The following is a 17,824-nucleotide window of genomic DNA, read 5'->3' as shown; positions in this document are numbered from 1 at the left end:
CTCGGTTAATTAAGGCTCGGTTATAGGATGACCAATTGGTTGTACGGTAGATTTTAGAGGCAGGCTTATTCATTTTGAAATTATATTGCTGAATAAGCTTTTGATGCTAGGTTTGTGCAACAAAGCCTGCCGAAACTGAAGCTTCTTCTAAAATTCAGGGGCTTAGTTGGAGTATCTCTGTCGAGCGTGTCAAAAATGGGGCTGAACCTAAGCAACCAAGAAATTTTGATCTGCTTTTGAAGAGTGATGGTATCCGTTGTATGACTAAAGTCAAAGATATTGTAAGCGGATACGAAAACTGTGGCGGCTATAGTGAGACATGGTGATGAAAAGAAATTTACAAGGCTTTACCCTGATAGAACTGATGATTGTGATTGCAGTTTTGGCAGTACTAGCCGCCATTGCTTATCCTTCTTATCAAAATTATGTACAACGGACCAAAAGGGCAGATGTACAAGCTGAAATGATGCAAATTGCTCAGCGCTTACAAGGCCATCATGTCATCAATCATAATTTTAGCTCGGCAACTTTGGATAATGGTGGAATAGCCAAAACCTATCCGGCTACTCAACCGGTTTATACTATTACTTTGAGACGAGCAACTCAGGTATGGACTTTAACAGCAGCTCCTCGGGGGGGATGTTAGGAACCGGCAACCTGACTTTAAATAGCAGGGGGCAACAATGTTGGGAAAAAACATCTGGTGCATGTGAACCATGGGACGGCCGCTAACTAAACCCAAAATTCTACCTAAACACTTTTTAATCTTTCATTCAGGGCAAAGTTCAAGTAAAATACTGCCCTCTATGAAAGGGGTTTGAAATGTATCGGTGGTCGGTGCAGGGATAATCCGTAAAAACTATAAGGTTCTATCATGGTTGTTATTCGTCTTACTCGCGGTGGTGCTAAAAAACGTCCGTTCTATCAAATCGTTGTAACTGATAGCCGTAATGCACGTGACGGTCGTTTCATCGAACGTATCGGTTTCTTCAACCCGACAGCTCAAGGTAAAGCAGAAAAACTTCGTTTAGATGCTGACCGTTTTGCTCACTGGGTTTCTCAAGGTGCTCAACCTTCAGATCGCGTTGCTTCTTTAGCTGCTCAAGCTAAAAAAGCTGCAACTGCTGTTTAATATGGTAGTAGATTGCCCATGACACCAACACAGAATGTTCCCGAAGATCGTATTCAGATTGGACAGCTACGTTCAGCATATGGATTAAATGGGTGGCTCTGGGTCTATTCCAATACAGAACCCATGAGCAACATATTTGACTATCTGCCTTGGTACATTGAGACCAAAGCAGGTTGGCAAATTGTCGATGTAAAACGTTGGAAACCACATGGTAAAGGCTTGGTTGTTTCGCTTAAAGGTGTGAGTGATCGCACTGGGGCAGACCAACTGGTTGGCACCAATGTCTGGATTGCTAAATCGCAACTGCCTCAAGCGGGTGTAGATGAATATTATTGGTCTGATTTAAAGGGTCTAACAGTGTTAGGTCTGAATGATGAGGATCAAGAAGTGAATCTCGGTCAAATTTTTGAACTGTTTGAAACAGGTGCCAATGATGTGATGGTGGTTCGCGCAACTGCCGACAGTATCGATGGCGAAGAGCGCATGATTCCATGGCATAAAGATGTGGTACAACGCGTTGATCTTGAAGCTGGTCGTATTTACGTCAATTGGGGCGTAGACTACTAACACTTTTTGGAAATAAGGGAGTCTGCGATGTTTTTTGCAGTCATTACGCTTTTTCCTGAAATGTTTGAAGCGATTACAGCCTACGGTATTAGCGGGCGCGCAGCAAAACGTGATTTGATGCAAATTCATTGCATCAATCCTCGCGATTTTGCGACGGGCAACTACAAACGGGTGGATGAACGTCCATTCGGTGGTGGTCCGGGTATGGTGATGATGGCGGAGCCTTTGGCACAAGCAATCCACCGTGCCAAAGAGCTTGCAAATGAAGCAGGCGCAGTTCAGGTTCCTGTGGTGTATATGTCACCGCAAGGAAAAACCTTAAATGAAGCTGCGGTACAGGACTTCGTTCAATATGACGGATTGATTGTACTGTGTGGGCGTTATGAGGGGGTCGATGAACGTTTGATCCAGCAATATGTTGATCAGGAATGGTCAATTGGTGATTATGTTTTGTCGGGTGGTGAACTGCCAGCGATGGTTTTATTGGACAGTATTATCCGGAGGCTTCCGGGGGCGATGTCTGATGAGCAATCCCATGTGCAAGACTCCTTTGTGGATGGTCTGTTAGACTGCCCACAATATACCAAGCCTGACCAGTTTGAAGGTTTGGATGTGCCTGAGGTACTTAAATCAGGTCATCATGCAAACATTGAAAAATGGCGGTTTTTGCAGCGTTATCAACGGACACTTGAACGTCGACCTGAACTGGTCGAACAAATAGAATTGACCAAGCAGCAAAAAAAATGGCTGAAAGATTTGTAAGACATTGCTGAGAAATTGGTGCTGTCTTCGAAAACGGTACTTAAATTGAGTTTAAGTATTCTTTAATAGGCTCTTTAAAGTTGAGATGGTCAACTTTAAAGGGAAAGATAATCGGGTCTATGCGCTTTAGCCTCTAGCCCCCGCGATGATCAGACCTCTTCTGACTCGCATTATTGGAGATACCCCATGAGCGGTAAGCATCCTTTAGTTCAAGTAATTGAAAATGCACAATTGAAACAAGACATCCCTGCTTTCGCACCAGGTGATACAGTGATTGTTTCTGTAAAAGTTAAAGAGGGCGACCGTGAGCGTCTTCAGGCTTTTGAAGGTGTGGTAATTGCGAAGAAAAACCGTGGCTTGAACTCTGCGTTCACAGTACGTAAAATTTCTAGCGGTGTTGGTGTTGAGCGTGTATTCCAAACTCACTCTCCAATCGTAGCTAAAGTTGAAGTGAAACGTCGTGGTGATGTTCGTCGCGCTAAACTTTACTACCTACGCGAATTGTCTGGTAAAGCTGCACGTATCCGTGAAAAATTACCAGCTCGTAAAGTTAAAGCTTCTTAAGTTTAGGCTCAAGTTAAGTTTTATCTCGAGTTAAAAAATGCGCCTTTGGGCGCATTTTTTATATTCTAATATTGATATAAGAACTATAAGCCTTGCAGCTTCAACCGGTTGGCATGTTGGCGATACACATCGACCGGGTCAGGGGCAAAGATGCTTTTCAGGCCCAAGACCAGATTGACTTCATCTAAGTGATTCCAGTTGTAGTTATCACGAATGGTTTTACCAAATTTGGCACTACAGCGAGAGACCAGACCATCATTGTCCTTGCCACCATCAATCAGCAGGCTGGTGACTTTCAAAGCAGAGTCAGGATCGAGAATATTGGTGACTGTGCCGGTGCCGGTAAATGAATAGTTATAAATATTATTCTGTTTATAGGCACCTTCGCCACAGGTCGTGCTTGACATTCCCAGCGGATATTTCTGATTAAATTGTGCCGATCCTGCCAGTGTCAGACTGCGACCACCTGCAAGAGAATCATGCGGGAAGCTGTTTGGATCCAGTCCTTGGGCCCAGGTGATGGCTTTAGATACTAGATTAATCCCACCGACCAAAGGGCCTTGTAGTGGCGTATCTTCTGCCTGAAGAATCAGATCTGCAACTGGTGAGCCTTTATGCGGCGCACCGACCGCAGTCAGAGAGGCGACCAGTTGAGGCGCTACACCAGCGACATAACGAATCGTGGGACCACCATGAGAATGACCAATCAGATTGACTTTAGATGCACCTGTAATCGCCCGAATTTCCTTCACTTGTTCTAAGAGTTGTTCACCACGAATTTCTGATGAGTTAAACGGTGATACTCGGGTCGCCCAGACATTGCCACCATTGCGGGCCAGATCCGGTAAAATCTGATACCAGTAATCCAGACCAAACTGATCTGTTCCGACCCGGATAAAGCCTGCCATCCCGTGTGCAAACACGATGGGATATTGGGTCTTGGCATAGTGTGAGCTGGCTTTCGCTGTGACCTGACTGGCTTGAGTGGATGCCTGAGCCGTGACACATGTGCCAGCTAGCAGCAGACTGGTGATGAATAAGCCGTATTTCATATATTTTCCTCATTTTTGTTGTTTTGACAGGATGATTCTTATCCTGCTTTGCCAAATGACCCATCCGAAACGGGCGAGTTAAGTTTTAAGTTGCTGTATTTAAAAAATTATGATTGATGGATAGCAGTGAATGATTTATAAGCCTTGCAGTTTGAGCCGGTTGGCATGTTGGCGATAAAGTGCTATCGGGTCTTGGGCAAAAGGCCCTAAAATGCCGAAGAACTGGTTCACTTCATCGAAATGATTGTGGGCATAGTCTTGACGAATGATCTGACCATAACGTCCACTACATAAAGGTAGAGCGCCATCATTGGCTTCACCTTTCAAGAAAGTCCCGCCTAAACTGACAATAGTCGATTCAATGATATCCAGAGGATTGGTGGCTTGCCGGTTGCCCATCCAAGAGTAATGATGAATACCATTTGCTGTGATTTTCATGCCTTGGGTCTGACAGTCTTTAGGAATCGCAGCAGAACCGTATTTTATATTGAAGGCTCGAATGTTTTCAGGATGCATGGCACTTAAGGCCGCTGTGATATTTACGGGATATTGATTTGCTGTTACCAGATTCATGCTGTAGCCCAGAATTGTTCCAATGGCATGAATCAGCGGTTCTAGTAAAGGTGTCTGGCTGGTATTGACAAAAACAGGTGTGCCTCTCATCGCACCTGCAATTGCGGTCAGTGAAGCCACTTTGGCAGGTGCAACAGCTTCAATATATTGAATGGTTGGTCCACCTTGACTATGTCCAATCAGATTGACTTTAGCTTTACCCGTCAGTGCAAGAACTTCGTCAATTTGTAGTAACAGCTGTTCACCACGTAGTTCATTGGATGCAACCGCAGATAATTCCGCGGAAAATACACGCGCACCATGACGGGCTAAATCTTGCGGGATCTGATACCAATAATCTAAACCGATGTTATTGGTTCCAATGCGGTTAAAGCCCAGACCGAAGCCATGGACAAAGATGAGCGGATAATGGGTTTTGGTGTAGCTGGATATAGCGAATTTGGGTGTATATTCAATCAATGGACTCTGCTTGGCATAAGCCAAGGAACAACTGAATCCAATAAATAGACTGAATACCAGGCTTATTGTTTTCATTATTCTATCTCTGCTTCATCCGGGAAAATGATGACCGCTTATATAGCAAAGCCTTTATCAATCCTGATAAAGGCGAGCCGCTTATAAACCTTGCAGCTTTAAGCGGTTGGCATGCTGACGGTATAACGTCACCGGATCTGGAGCGAATAGACCTTTCAAGCCAAACATCATGTTGGCCAAGTCAGTATGGTTGAGTTTGTAATTGTCATTAATCACTTTGCCCATATAAGCACTACAACGTGCGACCATACCATCATTGTTTTTATTGCCATAAGATAGTGGGCCCAGTTGCATTAAAATCGTATCGATGTCTAAGGCATTGGTGGCTTGTGCTACACCTGTCCATGAATAGTAATAAATACCTTTAGAATCTTTAGGTTTGAGGTTTTTATTACAGTTTTCAGTCGCTGCTAAAACGCCGTCTTTGACTGCTTCTTTTGCAACAGTTGCATTAAAGTTTTTTGATTCTGTTTGGGTTAATGATTTCATGGATGCATCAAAATCGATTTCTAATTCAGGTTTAAGCTGAGCGAGTGCAATTAAAGGTCCCACAATATAGTCACCTAAAATATTAAACGCGGTGCGGCTTAAACTATTGCTTTGAATATCGTCAGCAACTTTAGAACCATGATAGGTACCAGCAACGCCTGTAATCGATGCCAGATATTCTGGTTTAGTGGCAGCGACATAGAGCACGGTTGGCCCGCCATGAGAGTGACCAATCAGGTTGACTTTGTGTTTGCCGGTGATTGCTATCACATCTTCAACCTGGCTGATCAGCTGTTCACCGCGATGTGCTGTCTTATTTGCCGGAGACAGCTGTGCAGCAAAGACGGTAGAACCATTGCGTGCCATATCCGGTAGAATCTGATACCAGTAATCCAGCCCGATGCTGTCGGTGCCAATGCGTGACCAGCCTAGCCAGCCATGTACCATCAGAATAGGATATTTGGTTTTGGCATAATCAGATCTGGCCTTTTCAGTGACCTGTGTCGCACTTGCCGCGGCATGGGCCTGTGCAGAAAAGCTTAATCCCAGAGTTGTTGCTAAAGTCACAGTCAGTAACTGTGCTGTCTTGCTGAAAGTACGCATAAGCATCCCTTTTTAATTTTATCGTTATTAAAGCAATCATTGCTTTTCTAGAGTGTTGTAAGCCACAAAAGCAGACTTTGGACCATACAGTTTTGGCCTTCTATGGCTGAGCAATTTTTCTTTTGAGTAGCGGTATTTTTTCACTTCAACGCGCTAAAACCATGTCATTTTAGGACACGATAGAGAGAAGAGATTTACATTGTAAGAATATGTTTTATTTACGGCTGTATTTAAATTTTAAGTTGTTGAAATACAAAACACTCATTGAGGTTATTTTGTGTAAACAAGAAATATTTAGAAACAAAGTTAGGGCGGGAGATATGAAGGCATAAAGCTTTCGATATGAGGATCATAAAAAAAGCCATCAACAGGTGATGGCTTTTAGGCTTAATTCGCAAAGGGCAACTTGCCGCCTTGATCATGAATCTGTTCAAAGGTTTCGACCCGCAGCTGGTCATTCGGCTGTTGAAAACGTTGCTGGCGCAGCTTCTCGACGGCTTGCTGTTTGGCGCTGTCACTCATGCCACTTTGCATGATGCTATCCCGTTCATTGAGATACGTCGTGACACTGGATTTCCAGCTGGCACGTTCGCCATCCAGTTGCTCCAGACGTTGCGTAGCTTCAGGGCCGACCAGGTTTAATCGCATTTGACGAATCTCTGCATTTGAGCCACCACGCGCTTTAATGTCTGCGCTGAGTTTGCGTAAATCTTCGAGTTTATTCAGTTGTTCCAGATTTTCCTGCCAGTCTTGTGGTAATTGTTCAAACAGATTTTTGAGCTTCTGGGCTTTTTCAGACTCGCTTAAGCTGTTGTCTGCCAGCACGGCCATACGGTCAAGCGTATATTCATGATAGGTGTCTTCGGTACCAAATAAACCTTCAATTTCATAATTAGAAAAATATTGTTTACGCAAATTCTGGGTGCTGCTATAGATGCTGCGGTAATAGGCCGGATCTTCCTGATCGAGGCCTGTCGGTGCAGTCAGTTGGCCTAAACCTTGACGATACTGAATATAGCGATCCCATAAATCCAGAATCTGTGAGAGAGCGGGTTCTTTATGATTCTGGCGAATGTAAGTTTTAAAATCCTGTTGAATCTGTGCCAGATTTTTTTCACCAAACTGGGTAATAAAATATTCAAAACAGTTTCGAGTCTGTTCATTGACGGTCAGACGGTTACTCGCATCCAGCTGCATCTGGCAATTGATTTCGGTATCTTGCTGGCTGGCACTGGAAAATGCTGCATTGGCAGGGCTGGTCATACTTAATGCGGCAGGTTCGCCGCGGCGTTCACTAAGAGATGATTGGCCAATAGTCTCTGTCTGTGATTCATTCTGAGGAGATAACCAGAGCATCAGGGTGATAAAGCACAGCACCACCAGAGCCAGAATGATCCATATCTTGTATTTCTGCATATCCTATGCACCTGTTTTTTCGGTTTCATTATTTTTAGAGTTTTGATTCGGCTCAATATGCCATAAAAATCATCAGATACCATAGAAAAGTTGTAAATCATCGCACAGGGTCTTACCATGGCGCCAATTTATAAAATGTCTGATTTTTTGCCATGAAAGCATCATCTCCTAAAATTCAGCGTCGTCATCTTAGTGGTGTCTTCCTTTTGAATAAACCCTTGGGCATTAGTTCTAATGCTGCATTGCAAAAAGTTCGCTGGTTGTATCGTGCACAAAAAGCAGGCCATACCGGGGCACTGGATCCTCTGGCCTCGGGTTTATTACCGATATGTTTAGGTGAGGCGACCAAGTTTTCGCATTATTTATTAGATTCAGTCAAGCGTTATCAAACGACGGTCTTTCTTGGACATAGCACCACCACCGGCGATGTTGAAGGCGAAGTCTTATTAGAAAAAGCGGTTCCTGAACTTTCGGAAGCGTTAATTCAAGAAACCTTGACACAGTTTATCGGTGATATCCAGCAAGTGCCACCGATGTATTCGGCGCTGAAAAAAGAAGGTCGTCCTTTATACGAACTGGCACGTAAGGGCATCGAGATTGAACGTGAAGCGCGCCCGATTAGCATTCTGGCCATTGAGCTTTTATCCTTTACTGAAAATAGCATCACGCTGGATATTACCTGCTCTAAAGGGACTTATATCCGGGTACTCGGTGAAGATATTGCCAAAGCCTTGGGTACTTACGGTCATCTGACCTATTTACACCGCATTAAAACCGGTCATTTTGATTTGATCCCGAGTTATACCATTGAATATCTGGAAAGCTTGAATGAAGACGAGCGTGATAGGTTGTTGTTGCCGGCTTATGCACCGGTGCAACATTTCCCGCAAATCCAAGTGCCAGAAGGGCGGGCAGAATATTTTAGCCGTGGCATGGAAAGTAATATCGAGCACGATGCAGCTGAACAGGTCTTGGTTTTTGATGGTGAAAAATGTTTAGGCCTAGCGGAAATTAGTGATAAAAAACGACTGGTGCCAAAACGCGTCTTAAACCTCTAAGCAAGGTCTGAAATATGGATATTGAGATCATCATCAGCCTGATTGTCTTTGCATTTTTTGCAGGGGCAATTGATGCTGCTGTAGGCGGTGGTGGTCTGATCCAGATTCCGGCAATTATGGGCAGTCTGCCGCATTTACAGCCGGCTACCGTATTTGGTACCAACAAACTGGCCTCGATTTTTGGTACTGGCTCTGCGGCATTTTCCTATTTGCGTCAGGTAAAACTGCCGTGGTTGCTCTTGGGCGTGATTGCAGCTTGCAGTTTCATCAGCTCGTTTATTGGCGCGGCCAGTGTCACCTTGATTCCGGTCGAAATCCTCAAACCTTTTGTATTGATCATGCTGATTGTCATCGCGATTTATACCGTGATGAAAAAGCAGTTTGGTCAGGTGCATGTTCAGCAAAAGCTCACCAAGAAAATGTTGGCATTGGCAGTTTTGGGCAGTCTGGCCATCGGATTTTATGACGGAATTTTCGGGCCGGGTACGGGCAGTTTCTTTATTTTCTTTTTCATTCGTTATTTAAGTGTCGATTTTTTACATGCTTCAGCTTTATCTAAAATTGCCAATTTCACCACCAATCTGGCAGCGTTAACTTTCTTTATTCCCAGCGGCAATGTGCTATTTATGGTCGGGGCGATGATGGCGGTGGCCAATATCTGTGGTTCCTTGCTGGGTGTCAAATTAGCCTTTAAATATGGCAGTGGCTTTATCCGGATTTTATTCCTGATTCTGGTCAGTTTACTGATTTGCCGGATGGCCTATCAGATGTTCTTTATATAAGAATAGATGTAAACCATTCTCAATATTAAAGTTTTTTATACAATTTGTACTTATAAAACCTCCTGAACCCATGCCATTTTCTTTCTATGATGTAAAAAGGCAGGGCGAAAACAGGAGAAAAATTAGATGACCACCATTTTTGAAGCATTAAGAGAAAGTCATGAAATTCAGCGTGATCTTGCAGAAAAATTACTACAAACTTCAGGGGATACAGCAGAACGTCGTGAGCTGTTCAAACAACTCAAGAATGAATTATTTGCCCATGAAGCGGCTGAAGACCGTTATTTCTATATTCCCCTGATGATGACCGATTCGGGCTTGAATATCACCCGGCATGCCTTGGCCGAACATCATGAAATGGACGAGATGATTGAAGAGCTGACTGCAACAGAATTGAGTAATCCGGGCTGGATTGCAATTGCCAAAAAGCTTTCCGAAAAAGTGCATCACCACTTAAAAGAAGAGGAACATGGTTTCTTCCAGCAGGCAGGAAAAATTCTCAGTGAAGAGCAAAAGACCGCTTTAGCAGTGCAGTACAAGACTGAATATCAGCGTTATAAAGACATGAAAAAAGATATGCTGGTACAAAGCTAAATTTTAACTTCAAATCGAATAAATGAAAAAGATGGCGCTACAGCCATCTTTTTTATCCGGATTCATTTCTCCGAGGTATTTCTCCTAAAGGGAGAAAGCACAAAAATGAATGAAAATATTGAGTCAGTTGCCCAGATCCCAATCAGGCTTTATGCATTCCGTTCTGCCGCTCCTTGACGCGCGGCACGTACTGTCACACCGACAGAGGCCAGCATAATACACACCAGAGCGACCGCTTGCAGTACCGTGATTTTCTCACCCAATAACAGAAAACCGGTCAAAGCTGCTAAAGCCGGAGAGAGGCTGGACAGGGTGCCATAGCTCATTTTGTTTAAATGCTGTAAGGCTTTTAAATCGAGGGCATAAGGAATCGCAGTGGCCAGAATTGCAATCACAATGGCCTTGCCCCAATGTTGTGTATCAATCAATGCGGGCGCATTGTTGTAGAGACCGATCGGCAGCAGACACAATGCTGAAATACTGATGGCAATGGTCAGTGCATGCATGCCGATATTCTGCTGAACTACACGTTGGCCAAAGAAAATATATAATGCCCAGCAGAAACCTGCCCCCAAGGCACAAGCTGCGCCCAACAGGTCAAAATTGCTGCTATTGGCCTGTCCCCATGGCACCATCAGCGCGATGCCCAAAATGGCCATCAATACCCAGATATAATCACTACGGTGTTTAATCGACAGTAGAGCCAGTCCCAAAGGGCCAATAAACTCCAGACCTACTGCAATGCCTTGCGGTAAACGACCAAGTGACAGATAGAATAAAATATTCATGACCCCTAAAGCCGCGCTATAGCAGAGTAAATCCCGCCATTTTAAAAAAGGCAAACGTGAAATTATTTTCCAAGAGCGGAACATGACGCAGACAATGATTGCAGCAAAACAGAGTCTTAAAATGGTGACAGTAATCGGATCCAGTACACTAAACAGCTGTTTGGCAAAAGATGCACTGATCTGGTACGAAGTCATGGACAAGACCATGAAGAATACGGCAAGAAGTTGGGCGTTTGGCATGGAAGCAGCTTCTACCCAGAGCGGGTGAAAATGAGAAATAGAAAGAAATGAAATTATAGCAAACTGGTTGATTTTTGCTGAGTAGGCCAGAGCAATATTTTGTGAATGCAACTTAAGTTTGGAGATAATCAATTTACATTTTAGCTCAATCAAATATGTGAAGTTTTAAATTCAAAATTAAACTTACCTCAGGTGTGGTTACAAATTAATCAATTTTTAATTTGATCTTATTTTTATATTTATTAAAATATCTTAGATCCCAATTCGGGGCAGCATTAAAATAACAATGAAAATAATAAGGTAGATAATAATGAAATTACGAATACTTTCTTGCGCCATTTTGGGCTGTATGCTTGCAGCATGTGGTAGCTCTGATAATTCGGATAATAATACACCAGTCCCTAGCCAACCGGCTCCGAGCAATCCTGGTAATCCGAACAATCCTGGAACCCCGGGTGATGGAGCATCAGACACAGTGTCGGAATTCTACAACTATCAGTTCAACTTGCCCAATGCTGATGCAGCAGACATGGAGTCGAAAAAACTTCTATTGGCCAGTCATAAAAATAAAATTACTGACGGCATATTATATGCGGATGATAACAGTGTCGTGGATACTGAATATAATATTGAGGAGAACATGGTGTTCCCGACTTATGTCACCGCTAAAGGGGTATTTCCTGCAGATCTGACCCGTACAGCATTCGGCTATAAGCTGGAAAAAGTACTGGAAAATACGACCACTCAATTTAAGAGTCGTCCTGTGACCATACCGGAGAACAACATCAGTAATCATCGGCATATAGAGTGGTACGACCTGTCAGGAAAAGCATTAACTGAACGTACCAATATTGCTGTGGTGAAAATGTATGAGGATGCTGCAACCAGAGTGTTATTTAATAGTGATAATACGACAGCCGCTGACCGTAAATATTATAATGAGTTTGCAGCCAATTTTATTGATTTGCAGAAGGCGCGCACATTCCCGAATGGATCTAAATGTTTCCGTCTTCAGGCTGAACATCCGGAAGAAGAATATATTGAATTTGATCCGGAAACAAAAACTGACTATCGCACGCTGGCTGATTGGCAGGCACAAACGTCTGTCCAGGAGCTGGCAAAAATTATTCTAGATGAAACCATGGCTGGCTTGAAATATAAAAAGGCAGAATATAAAGATACTGCTATGCAATATTACAAATATTTTGGTGCGATCGAATATCAAGGAGGAATTTATAACAGTGCGTTCTCGGAACATGGAGAACATATTGATCACAACGATTATGTTGCCCAATCACGAAAAGTGGCTTTAGACAAATTAAAGGAAAATGATGCCAGTCCTTTAATGATCAAATGGACAGAATACACTTATGATCAGCTTGCTTTTGCATGTGATGGCTATAATGTGACAGCAGCCACGGTATTAAATACGGCGATTAAAGATGCAACACCACGTTAAAATGATTCTAATAAAGGTATCTTAAATAAAGGCGCTATAGCGCCTTTATTTTTATTCAATGTTTTCGTCTTTGACTGGTCACCGTACAGCCAATTGAAGCACTAATAATCGTGGCCAGTGCCAGCCATTGTGTCCACAATAAAGTTTCACCCAAGAAGATAAAACCAGAGAGTGCTGCGATTGCAGGTTCTAGACTCATCAAAGTACCAAAACTCAAGGCGGTTAAATTTCGCAGGGCAATCATTTCCAGGGTAAAAGGCAGGGCGCTGGCCAGCACAGCCAGAGCTATGAAATATAACAGGCTGATGGGTTCAAATGTATGCGCAGGAATGCCAGCAAAAAGCGCAATTGGCATCAGCACCAGCATCCCGACCAACATGCCCAAGCACACGGTATGGTTGCCGGAAACCCCGGAAGGCTTTTGCCCAGCGACGATGTATAGCGCCCAACAGGCACCCGCACTTAGGGCAAATAGAATCCCGACCGGATCAAGTGGCTGTGCAGCCTGATCAAAGGGAAACAGCAGAATCAGGCCTAAAATAGCCAATCCGACCCAGACAAAATCAAATTTTTGCCGCGCATAAAACAGCGCCACACTTAAAGGGCCAATGAATTCAAAAGCAACCGCAATGCCCAGCGGCAAGCGATCAATAGACAGATAAAACAGCAGGTTCATACCTGCCAGGGCCAGACCATAACTGAGAATGGCCGGCCACTTGATCTGTCTGAAATGAATTTGCCAAATTTTAAAAATCAATGCCAAAATTACAGCACCCAAAAGCAGACGCATGGCTGAAACGGTCAGAATGGGAAACTGACCGAACAGATATTTGGCAAAGGAGCCACTGCTTTGCATACTGATCATCGCGATCAGGAGAATCAGTGGCGCTTGTACAATAGGTGCAATTTTAAAATTCAGCATAACTTAATAGGTTTCGATTTCTCGAAGAGCGGAAGAACAGTAAAGGCTGAAAAATAAAAACCTTAAAAAACAAAAAACCACAGCCCGAAAGCTGTGGTTCTTGCATATCGTTAAATTAGAACAGTACGCGTACGCGGATTGTTCCTTCAACTTCATGTAGGGTATCGAGTGCTTCTTTAGATGCAGTCGCGTCTACGTCCATCACCAGGTAACCGACATCACCTTTGGTCATTAAAGACTGGCCAGAGATGTTAATACCGTGTTCAGCAAACAGGTTGTTGATCTTAGAAAGAACGCCCGGCATGTTTTTATGAATGTGCAGTAAACGGTGTTTACCTTCAGTCAATGGCAGTGCAATTTCCGGGAAGTTCACTGCAGATAAAGTCATACCTTTATCTGAATAAGCAACGAATTTCTCAGCAACTTCCAGACCGATGTTGGCTTGTGCCTCCATGGTCGAACCACCCACGTGCGGAGTCAGGATCACGTTTGGAAGGTTACGCAGTGGAGAAACGAATTCTTCACCATTGGCTTTCGGCTCTTTCGGGAATACGTCTACTGCAGCACCAGCAATGTGACCAGACTTGATCGCATCTGCCAGATCTTCAATCACAACACATGTACCACGTGCTGCGTTCAGGAAGATTGCACCTTCTTTCATTTGCGCAAACTGTTCTTTGCCAAAGAAATTACGGGTAGATGGCAGATCCGGAACATGTAGAGTAACCACATCTGCATTGGCCAGTAATTCGCCCATAGAACCGACTTGACGTGCATTTCCTAAAGGTAGTTTTGTCACTGCATCATAATAGGTCACTTTCATGCCCAGGCTTTCAGCCAGTACAGAAAGTTGTGAACCGATTGAACCGTAACCAACGATACCTAAAGTTTTACCACGTGTTTCGAATGAACCGACAGCCGATTTGTTCCAGCCACCTGCATGTGTATCTGTTGATTTTTCAGGTACACGGCGCAGAAGCAGAATCGTTTCTGCCAAGACCAGTTCAGCGACTGAACGGGTATTTGAATACGGTGCATTAAATACCGGAATACCGCGACGCATTGCAGCATCGAGGTTGACCTGGTTGGTACCGATACAGAAACAACCCACAGCAATCAGTTTGTTCGCAGCTTCAAATACTTCTTCAGTCAGTTGAGTACGGGAACGAATACCGACGAAGTGTGCATCTTTAATCGCTTCTTTCAGTGCTTCGCCTTCGAGCGCTGTTTTACGATAATCGATGTTGGTATATCCAGCTGCATTCAATGTGTCGATTGCGTTCTGATGAACGCCTTCTAACAGTAGAAAACGGATTTTATCTTTAGGTAGAGATAGATGTTGGCTCATTACGGCTCCGCTACAAAGGCCAAATTTAGTCGCGGTATAATAGCACAGGAAAAGGGCGGTTATACATTTCCTTGATGACGGCAATATCAGCTATTTTTGCAAGTGATAGTAGTGAAAATGATAAATCTGGTTGATTTAAATATTCATTTTCAAAGGTATATTATCAAAATTGTCATTTTTTAAAGGAATCCCCTAAAAATAGCTTATAATATTGCGCCATGCTGTTTAAGCTGCCATTTTTGGTGCTTTAATCATCATGTTTCGCCTGATTTGTATACAGGCTTTTATGCCTAAAAAATATGCAAATAAACCAGCGAAGTCTCTCTTGTTTAAATCATGCTAGGTCTGCAAACGATGAATGCTCCAGTCGCTTTAACCCCTGAGTTATTGACCCAATTGACGGCAATTTTGGGTGAAAACCGTATTAAAACCGATACGGACAGCCTCCAGAATTGGGGTCGTGATCATACGAAACACTTTGATCCAAACCCATCGGTCATCGTTTTTCCTTCGACGACTGAACAGGTTCAAGACATCGTAAAATTGGCAAACCAGTTTAATGTTGCAATCACCCCATCAGGCGGTCGTACGGGTCTGTCTGCAGGTGCAGTTGCAGCCAATGGCGAGATCGTGGTGAGCATGGACAAGATGAACCAGATTCTGGAATTCTTCCCGGCAGACCGGATGGTTCGCGTGCAGGCAGGCGTGGTAACTGAACAGTTGCAAAACTATGCTTCCGATCAGGGCATGTATTATCCAGTCGACTTTGCTTCTGCGGGCTCAAGCCAGATTGGCGGGAACATCGGCACCAATGCCGGTGGTATTAAAGTTATTAAATACGGCATGACCCGTAATTGGGTACTTGGCCTGACCGTGGTGACAGGTAAAGGTGATGTACTACGCCTGAACAAGGGCATGATCAAGAATGCAACCGGTTATGCGCTGCAACACTTATTTATTGGTGGTGAAGGTACACTGGGGCTAGTCACTGAAGCTGAAATCAAGTTGGAACGTCAACCGCAAGACCTGCAAGTGATGGTGCTGGGTGTCACTGATTTTGATGCAGTCATGCCCGTGCTTCATGCATTCCAGGCGAAAATTGATTTAACCGCATTTGAGTTCTTTGGTGAACTGGCAATGCAAAAAGTATTGGCCAATGGTCATGTACAACGTCCATTTGAAACTGAATGTCCATTCTATGTTTTGCTTGAGTTTGAAGCGCCGTTTGAGCCGATTATGGACAAGGTGATGGAAATTTTTGAGCATTGTATGGAACAAGGTTGGGTACTGGACGGCGTTCTGAGCCAAAGTCTGGACCAGGTCGAAAGCTTATGGCGTTTACGCGAAGACATCTCTGAGTCAATCGCGCCATTTACACCATACAAAAATGATATTTCAGTATTGATCACGCACGTTCCTGCATTTATTAAAGAAATTGATGCAATTGTTGCAGAGAACTACCCAGACTTTGAAATTTGCTGGTTCGGTCATATTGGTGACGGTAACTTGCATTTGAACATCTTAAAACCAGCGGATTTAAGCAAGGATGAATTCTTCGCTAAATGTCAGGTAGTAAACAAGTATGTCTTTGACACCGTGAAAAAATATGATGGTTCAATTTCAGCCGAACATGGCGTAGGGATGACCAAGAAGCCATACCTTGAATATTCACGTTCTGCGGAAGAAATCGAATATATGAAAGCCCTGAAACAAGTGTTCGATCCAAATGGTATTATGAACCCGGGTAAATTATTTGATCTTTAATCTGATCGGATTTTAAAAGTTTACAAAAGCGCATCGCAAGTTGCGCTTTTTTTATTGCTGTGTAAATGGGGTTACATAGTCTAAATAGCGTTAAGCTGAAAAGCGCAGCATGATAAATTTGTATAATAAGGATAATCTGGGTTAAACGATATGTTACGGTTATTGGCGGTTACAGCTTTAGGTCTGGGTATGATGATGTCGGGTTGTACCACTACCCAGCAGGTGATTGCAAAAGTGCAGTCTTCTTCGGATACACCTTTGGATCAGGTACTTAAAATGAGGCCTGATTTACGTAATGAACTGGCAACAGTCGAGATTCGTCAGTTTTTTAATAATGTGGAGTCACCCACCGTTGGGCAGGTGAAAGTGACTGAAACAGGTTTGTTGGATGATTCGGTCAAATCAGTTCAGACCATTTATCATTTCAAAAAAGAACAGAAAAGCTGGAAAATGCACAATGCTGAAAAGTTATATCAGTGTGCACGTGGTTCAAATACCAGAAACTTCCAGAAAGCAGCCTGCCCATAATAGTGTTTGATCTTTAGTCAGAATTTGGTTAAAAGCGTATCTTAGTGATGCGCTTTTTGCTTTTGGGAAGAGGGGGGAGTTGATGGACTCAAATATATTAGCCGCTACAATTGGCGTGATTGGAGGATTTTTAGCTTCACTCTTATTATTCTATCTAAATAGGTTTTATACCAATTACGATAAAAGAAAATCAGAAAAAATCCTACGAGAAAAATTATTGTATCGTGAGAAAGATAGTGAATTAGAGGCAGATCAAAATTTTATTTTTTCTTTACCTGACTTGAAAAGAGAAGTGTATTTAAACTGTCATATCAATTGGGATAGCGAAATTGCTCTTAATATGATGAAAGGTAATGAAGACTTAATCTGGTTTTTAAGATTCTGTTGGCTGAGCTTAGTAAAATTTTTTCCTCAAGACCATTTTTCAACAGAAGGATATGTTAATTATATTGATAAATTTATCATGGATAGGGCTAACTATCATTACTCTAGATTAGACTGTAGTGACCAATTAAAAAGTGGGGTGGTGTTTCAAAAAGTATGCTGGCATTAAACGAATCCATTATTGATATAAAAGAACGCTAAATCAAAGGCTTTGTAATGATTTTCAAGCTTTTTGGAGAAGTTGCAGCTTCTCCTAAAGCCTCGC

The 17,824-nt window shown here is 43.1% G+C and carries 18 protein-coding genes and 3 pseudogenes; 13 read left to right on the top strand and 8 right to left on the bottom strand.

What is annotated here, in order from left to right:
• Window positions 1-131: 131 nt before the first annotated feature.
• The 6 genes and pseudogenes from FTU82_RS16330 to rplS all read left to right on the top strand — a co-directional run.
• Window positions 132-326 (top strand): annotated as a pseudogene (locus tag FTU82_RS16330) (pili assembly chaperone); the annotation flags it as partial.
• A pseudogene (locus FTU82_RS13570) lies at window positions 326-732 on the top strand (type IV pilin protein). The pseudogenes FTU82_RS16330 and FTU82_RS13570, both read left to right, overlap by 1 nt.
• A gap of 142 nt (window positions 733-874) precedes the next feature.
• The gene (gene rpsP, locus FTU82_RS13565; RefSeq protein ID WP_005094274.1) at window positions 875-1,132 is read left to right on the top strand and encodes a 30S ribosomal protein S16; all 258 of its coding nucleotides are present in this window, start codon (window positions 875-877) and stop codon (window positions 1,130-1,132) included.
• A gap of 18 nt (window positions 1,133-1,150) precedes the next feature.
• Window positions 1,151-1,699 (top strand): ribosome maturation factor RimM, encoded by a 549-nt coding sequence (gene rimM / locus FTU82_RS13560; protein WP_100329381.1) that lies wholly within the window; start codon window positions 1,151-1,153, stop codon window positions 1,697-1,699.
• A 27-nt stretch (window positions 1,700-1,726) separates the two neighbouring features.
• Window positions 1,727-2,461, top strand: coding sequence for a tRNA (guanosine(37)-N1)-methyltransferase TrmD (trmD, locus tag FTU82_RS13555; protein WP_180101469.1), 735 nt, complete (start codon window positions 1,727-1,729; stop codon window positions 2,459-2,461).
• Between the two features lie 186 nt (window positions 2,462-2,647).
• A complete protein-coding gene (gene rplS / locus FTU82_RS13550) occupies window positions 2,648-3,025 on the top strand; it encodes a 50S ribosomal protein L19 (RefSeq protein WP_005094271.1) in 378 nt (125 codons plus the stop codon).
• Between the two features lie 83 nt (window positions 3,026-3,108).
• Here the strand turns inward: rplS and FTU82_RS13545 are convergent, their stop codons facing one another.
• The 4 genes from FTU82_RS13545 to FTU82_RS13530 form a co-directional block, all read right to left on the bottom strand.
• Window positions 3,109-4,077, bottom strand: coding sequence for a triacylglycerol lipase (locus FTU82_RS13545; RefSeq protein ID WP_100358177.1), 969 nt, complete (start codon window positions 4,075-4,077; stop codon window positions 3,109-3,111).
• A gap of 135 nt (window positions 4,078-4,212) precedes the next feature.
• Window positions 4,213-5,184, bottom strand: coding sequence for a triacylglycerol lipase (locus FTU82_RS13540; RefSeq protein WP_100358176.1), 972 nt, complete (start codon window positions 5,182-5,184; stop codon window positions 4,213-4,215).
• Between the two features lie 81 nt (window positions 5,185-5,265).
• A complete protein-coding gene (locus tag FTU82_RS13535) occupies window positions 5,266-6,276 on the bottom strand; it encodes a triacylglycerol lipase (RefSeq protein ID WP_005094261.1) in 1,011 nt (336 codons plus the stop codon).
• A 387-nt stretch (window positions 6,277-6,663) separates the two neighbouring features.
• Window positions 6,664-7,692: a lipase secretion chaperone gene (locus FTU82_RS13530; RefSeq protein ID WP_159516301.1), complete on the bottom strand. Its 1,029-nt coding sequence runs from the start codon at window positions 7,690-7,692 to the stop codon at window positions 6,664-6,666.
• Between the two features lie 152 nt (window positions 7,693-7,844).
• Here FTU82_RS13530 and truB point away from each other — a divergent pair, with 152 nt between their 5' ends.
• The 3 genes from truB (at window position 7,845) to FTU82_RS13515 (ending at window position 10,126) form a co-directional block, all read left to right on the top strand.
• Window positions 7,845-8,750, top strand: a complete 906-nt coding sequence (truB, locus tag FTU82_RS13525; protein ID WP_100329377.1) for a tRNA pseudouridine(55) synthase TruB — start codon at window positions 7,845-7,847, stop codon at window positions 8,748-8,750.
• Between the two features lie 14 nt (window positions 8,751-8,764).
• Window positions 8,765-9,532: a TSUP family transporter gene (locus FTU82_RS13520; RefSeq protein WP_100358174.1), complete on the top strand. Its 768-nt coding sequence runs from the start codon at window positions 8,765-8,767 to the stop codon at window positions 9,530-9,532.
• A 126-nt stretch (window positions 9,533-9,658) separates the two neighbouring features.
• Window positions 9,659-10,126, top strand: coding sequence for a hemerythrin domain-containing protein (locus FTU82_RS13515; RefSeq protein ID WP_100358173.1), 468 nt, complete (start codon window positions 9,659-9,661; stop codon window positions 10,124-10,126).
• Window positions 10,127-10,275: 149 nt separating this feature from the next.
• On the opposite strand, the gene FTU82_RS13510 is transcribed toward FTU82_RS13515, so the two are convergent.
• Window positions 10,276-11,154 (bottom strand): DMT family transporter, encoded by an 879-nt coding sequence (locus FTU82_RS13510; protein WP_074383605.1) that lies wholly within the window; start codon window positions 11,152-11,154, stop codon window positions 10,276-10,278.
• A gap of 310 nt (window positions 11,155-11,464) precedes the next feature.
• Here FTU82_RS13510 and FTU82_RS13505 point away from each other — a divergent pair, with 310 nt between their 5' ends.
• Complete coding sequence (locus FTU82_RS13505; protein WP_100329375.1) at window positions 11,465-12,613, top strand: hypothetical protein; 1,149 nt, start codon at window positions 11,465-11,467, stop codon at window positions 12,611-12,613.
• A gap of 55 nt (window positions 12,614-12,668) precedes the next feature.
• On the opposite strand, the gene FTU82_RS13500 is transcribed toward FTU82_RS13505, so the two are convergent.
• A complete protein-coding gene (locus tag FTU82_RS13500; protein ID WP_100358171.1) occupies window positions 12,669-13,535 on the bottom strand; it encodes an EamA family transporter in 867 nt (288 codons plus the stop codon).
• Between the two features lie 115 nt (window positions 13,536-13,650).
• Window positions 13,651-14,883, bottom strand: a complete 1,233-nt coding sequence (gene serA / locus FTU82_RS13495) for a phosphoglycerate dehydrogenase (protein WP_005094251.1) — start codon at window positions 14,881-14,883, stop codon at window positions 13,651-13,653.
• Between the two features lie 354 nt (window positions 14,884-15,237).
• Here serA and FTU82_RS13490 point away from each other — a divergent pair, with 354 nt between their 5' ends.
• The 3 genes from FTU82_RS13490 to FTU82_RS13480 all read left to right on the top strand — a co-directional run bounded on the left by FTU82_RS13490 (window position 15,238) and on the right by FTU82_RS13480 (window position 17,728).
• Window positions 15,238-16,647, top strand: coding sequence for an FAD-binding oxidoreductase (locus tag FTU82_RS13490; RefSeq protein WP_180101467.1), 1,410 nt, complete (start codon window positions 15,238-15,240; stop codon window positions 16,645-16,647).
• A gap of 150 nt (window positions 16,648-16,797) precedes the next feature.
• Window positions 16,798-17,175 (top strand): hypothetical protein, encoded by a 378-nt coding sequence (locus FTU82_RS13485; protein WP_100358170.1) that lies wholly within the window; start codon window positions 16,798-16,800, stop codon window positions 17,173-17,175.
• An 82-nt stretch (window positions 17,176-17,257) separates the two neighbouring features.
• Entirely contained in the window at window positions 17,258-17,728 is a 471-nt protein-coding gene (locus tag FTU82_RS13480; RefSeq protein WP_257221992.1) for a hypothetical protein, read from the top strand.
• Here the strand turns inward: FTU82_RS13480 and FTU82_RS13475 are convergent.
• Window positions 17,725-17,824: pseudogene (locus FTU82_RS13475) on the bottom strand (IS1 family transposase); the annotation flags it as partial. The gene FTU82_RS13480 and the pseudogene FTU82_RS13475 overlap by 4 nt on opposite strands.

This window comes from Acinetobacter sp. YH12151 (assembly GCF_013418355.1).
Lineage (GTDB): Bacteria > Pseudomonadota > Gammaproteobacteria > Pseudomonadales > Moraxellaceae > Acinetobacter > Acinetobacter pseudolwoffii.
This window is presented reverse-complemented; position numbering and strand designations above follow the sequence as displayed.

What these genes read in the sequence shown, in the direction of transcription:
- rpsP (WP_005094274.1), top strand. Translation starts at nt 875, where the DNA reads ATGGTTGTTATTCGTCTTACTCGCGGTGGTGCTAAAAAACGTCCGTTC.
- rimM (WP_100329381.1), top strand. Translation starts at nt 1,151, where the DNA reads ATGACACCAACACAGAATGTTCCCGAAGATCGTATTCAGATTGGACAG.
- trmD (WP_180101469.1), top strand. Translation starts at nt 1,727, where the DNA reads ATGTTTTTTGCAGTCATTACGCTTTTTCCTGAAATGTTTGAAGCGATT.
- rplS (WP_005094271.1), top strand. Translation starts at nt 2,648, where the DNA reads ATGAGCGGTAAGCATCCTTTAGTTCAAGTAATTGAAAATGCACAATTG.
- FTU82_RS13545 (WP_100358177.1), bottom strand. Translation starts at nt 4,077, where the DNA reads ATGAAATACGGCTTATTCATCACCAGTCTGCTGCTAGCTGGCACATGT.
- FTU82_RS13540 (WP_100358176.1), bottom strand. Translation starts at nt 5,184, where the DNA reads ATGAAAACAATAAGCCTGGTATTCAGTCTATTTATTGGATTCAGTTGT.
- FTU82_RS13535 (WP_005094261.1), bottom strand. Translation starts at nt 6,276, where the DNA reads ATGCGTACTTTCAGCAAGACAGCACAGTTACTGACTGTGACTTTAGCA.
- FTU82_RS13530 (WP_159516301.1), bottom strand. Translation starts at nt 7,692, where the DNA reads ATGCAGAAATACAAGATATGGATCATTCTGGCTCTGGTGGTGCTGTGC.
- truB (WP_100329377.1), top strand. Translation starts at nt 7,845, where the DNA reads ATGAAAGCATCATCTCCTAAAATTCAGCGTCGTCATCTTAGTGGTGTC.
- FTU82_RS13520 (WP_100358174.1), top strand. Translation starts at nt 8,765, where the DNA reads ATGGATATTGAGATCATCATCAGCCTGATTGTCTTTGCATTTTTTGCA.
- FTU82_RS13515 (WP_100358173.1), top strand. Translation starts at nt 9,659, where the DNA reads ATGACCACCATTTTTGAAGCATTAAGAGAAAGTCATGAAATTCAGCGT.
- FTU82_RS13510 (WP_074383605.1), bottom strand. Translation starts at nt 11,154, where the DNA reads ATGCCAAACGCCCAACTTCTTGCCGTATTCTTCATGGTCTTGTCCATG.
- FTU82_RS13505 (WP_100329375.1), top strand. Translation starts at nt 11,465, where the DNA reads ATGAAATTACGAATACTTTCTTGCGCCATTTTGGGCTGTATGCTTGCA.
- FTU82_RS13500 (WP_100358171.1), bottom strand. Translation starts at nt 13,535, where the DNA reads ATGCTGAATTTTAAAATTGCACCTATTGTACAAGCGCCACTGATTCTC.
- serA (WP_005094251.1), bottom strand. Translation starts at nt 14,883, where the DNA reads ATGAGCCAACATCTATCTCTACCTAAAGATAAAATCCGTTTTCTACTG.
- FTU82_RS13490 (WP_180101467.1), top strand. Translation starts at nt 15,238, where the DNA reads ATGAATGCTCCAGTCGCTTTAACCCCTGAGTTATTGACCCAATTGACG.
- FTU82_RS13485 (WP_100358170.1), top strand. Translation starts at nt 16,798, where the DNA reads ATGTTACGGTTATTGGCGGTTACAGCTTTAGGTCTGGGTATGATGATG.
- FTU82_RS13480 (WP_257221992.1), top strand. Translation starts at nt 17,258, where the DNA reads ATGGACTCAAATATATTAGCCGCTACAATTGGCGTGATTGGAGGATTT.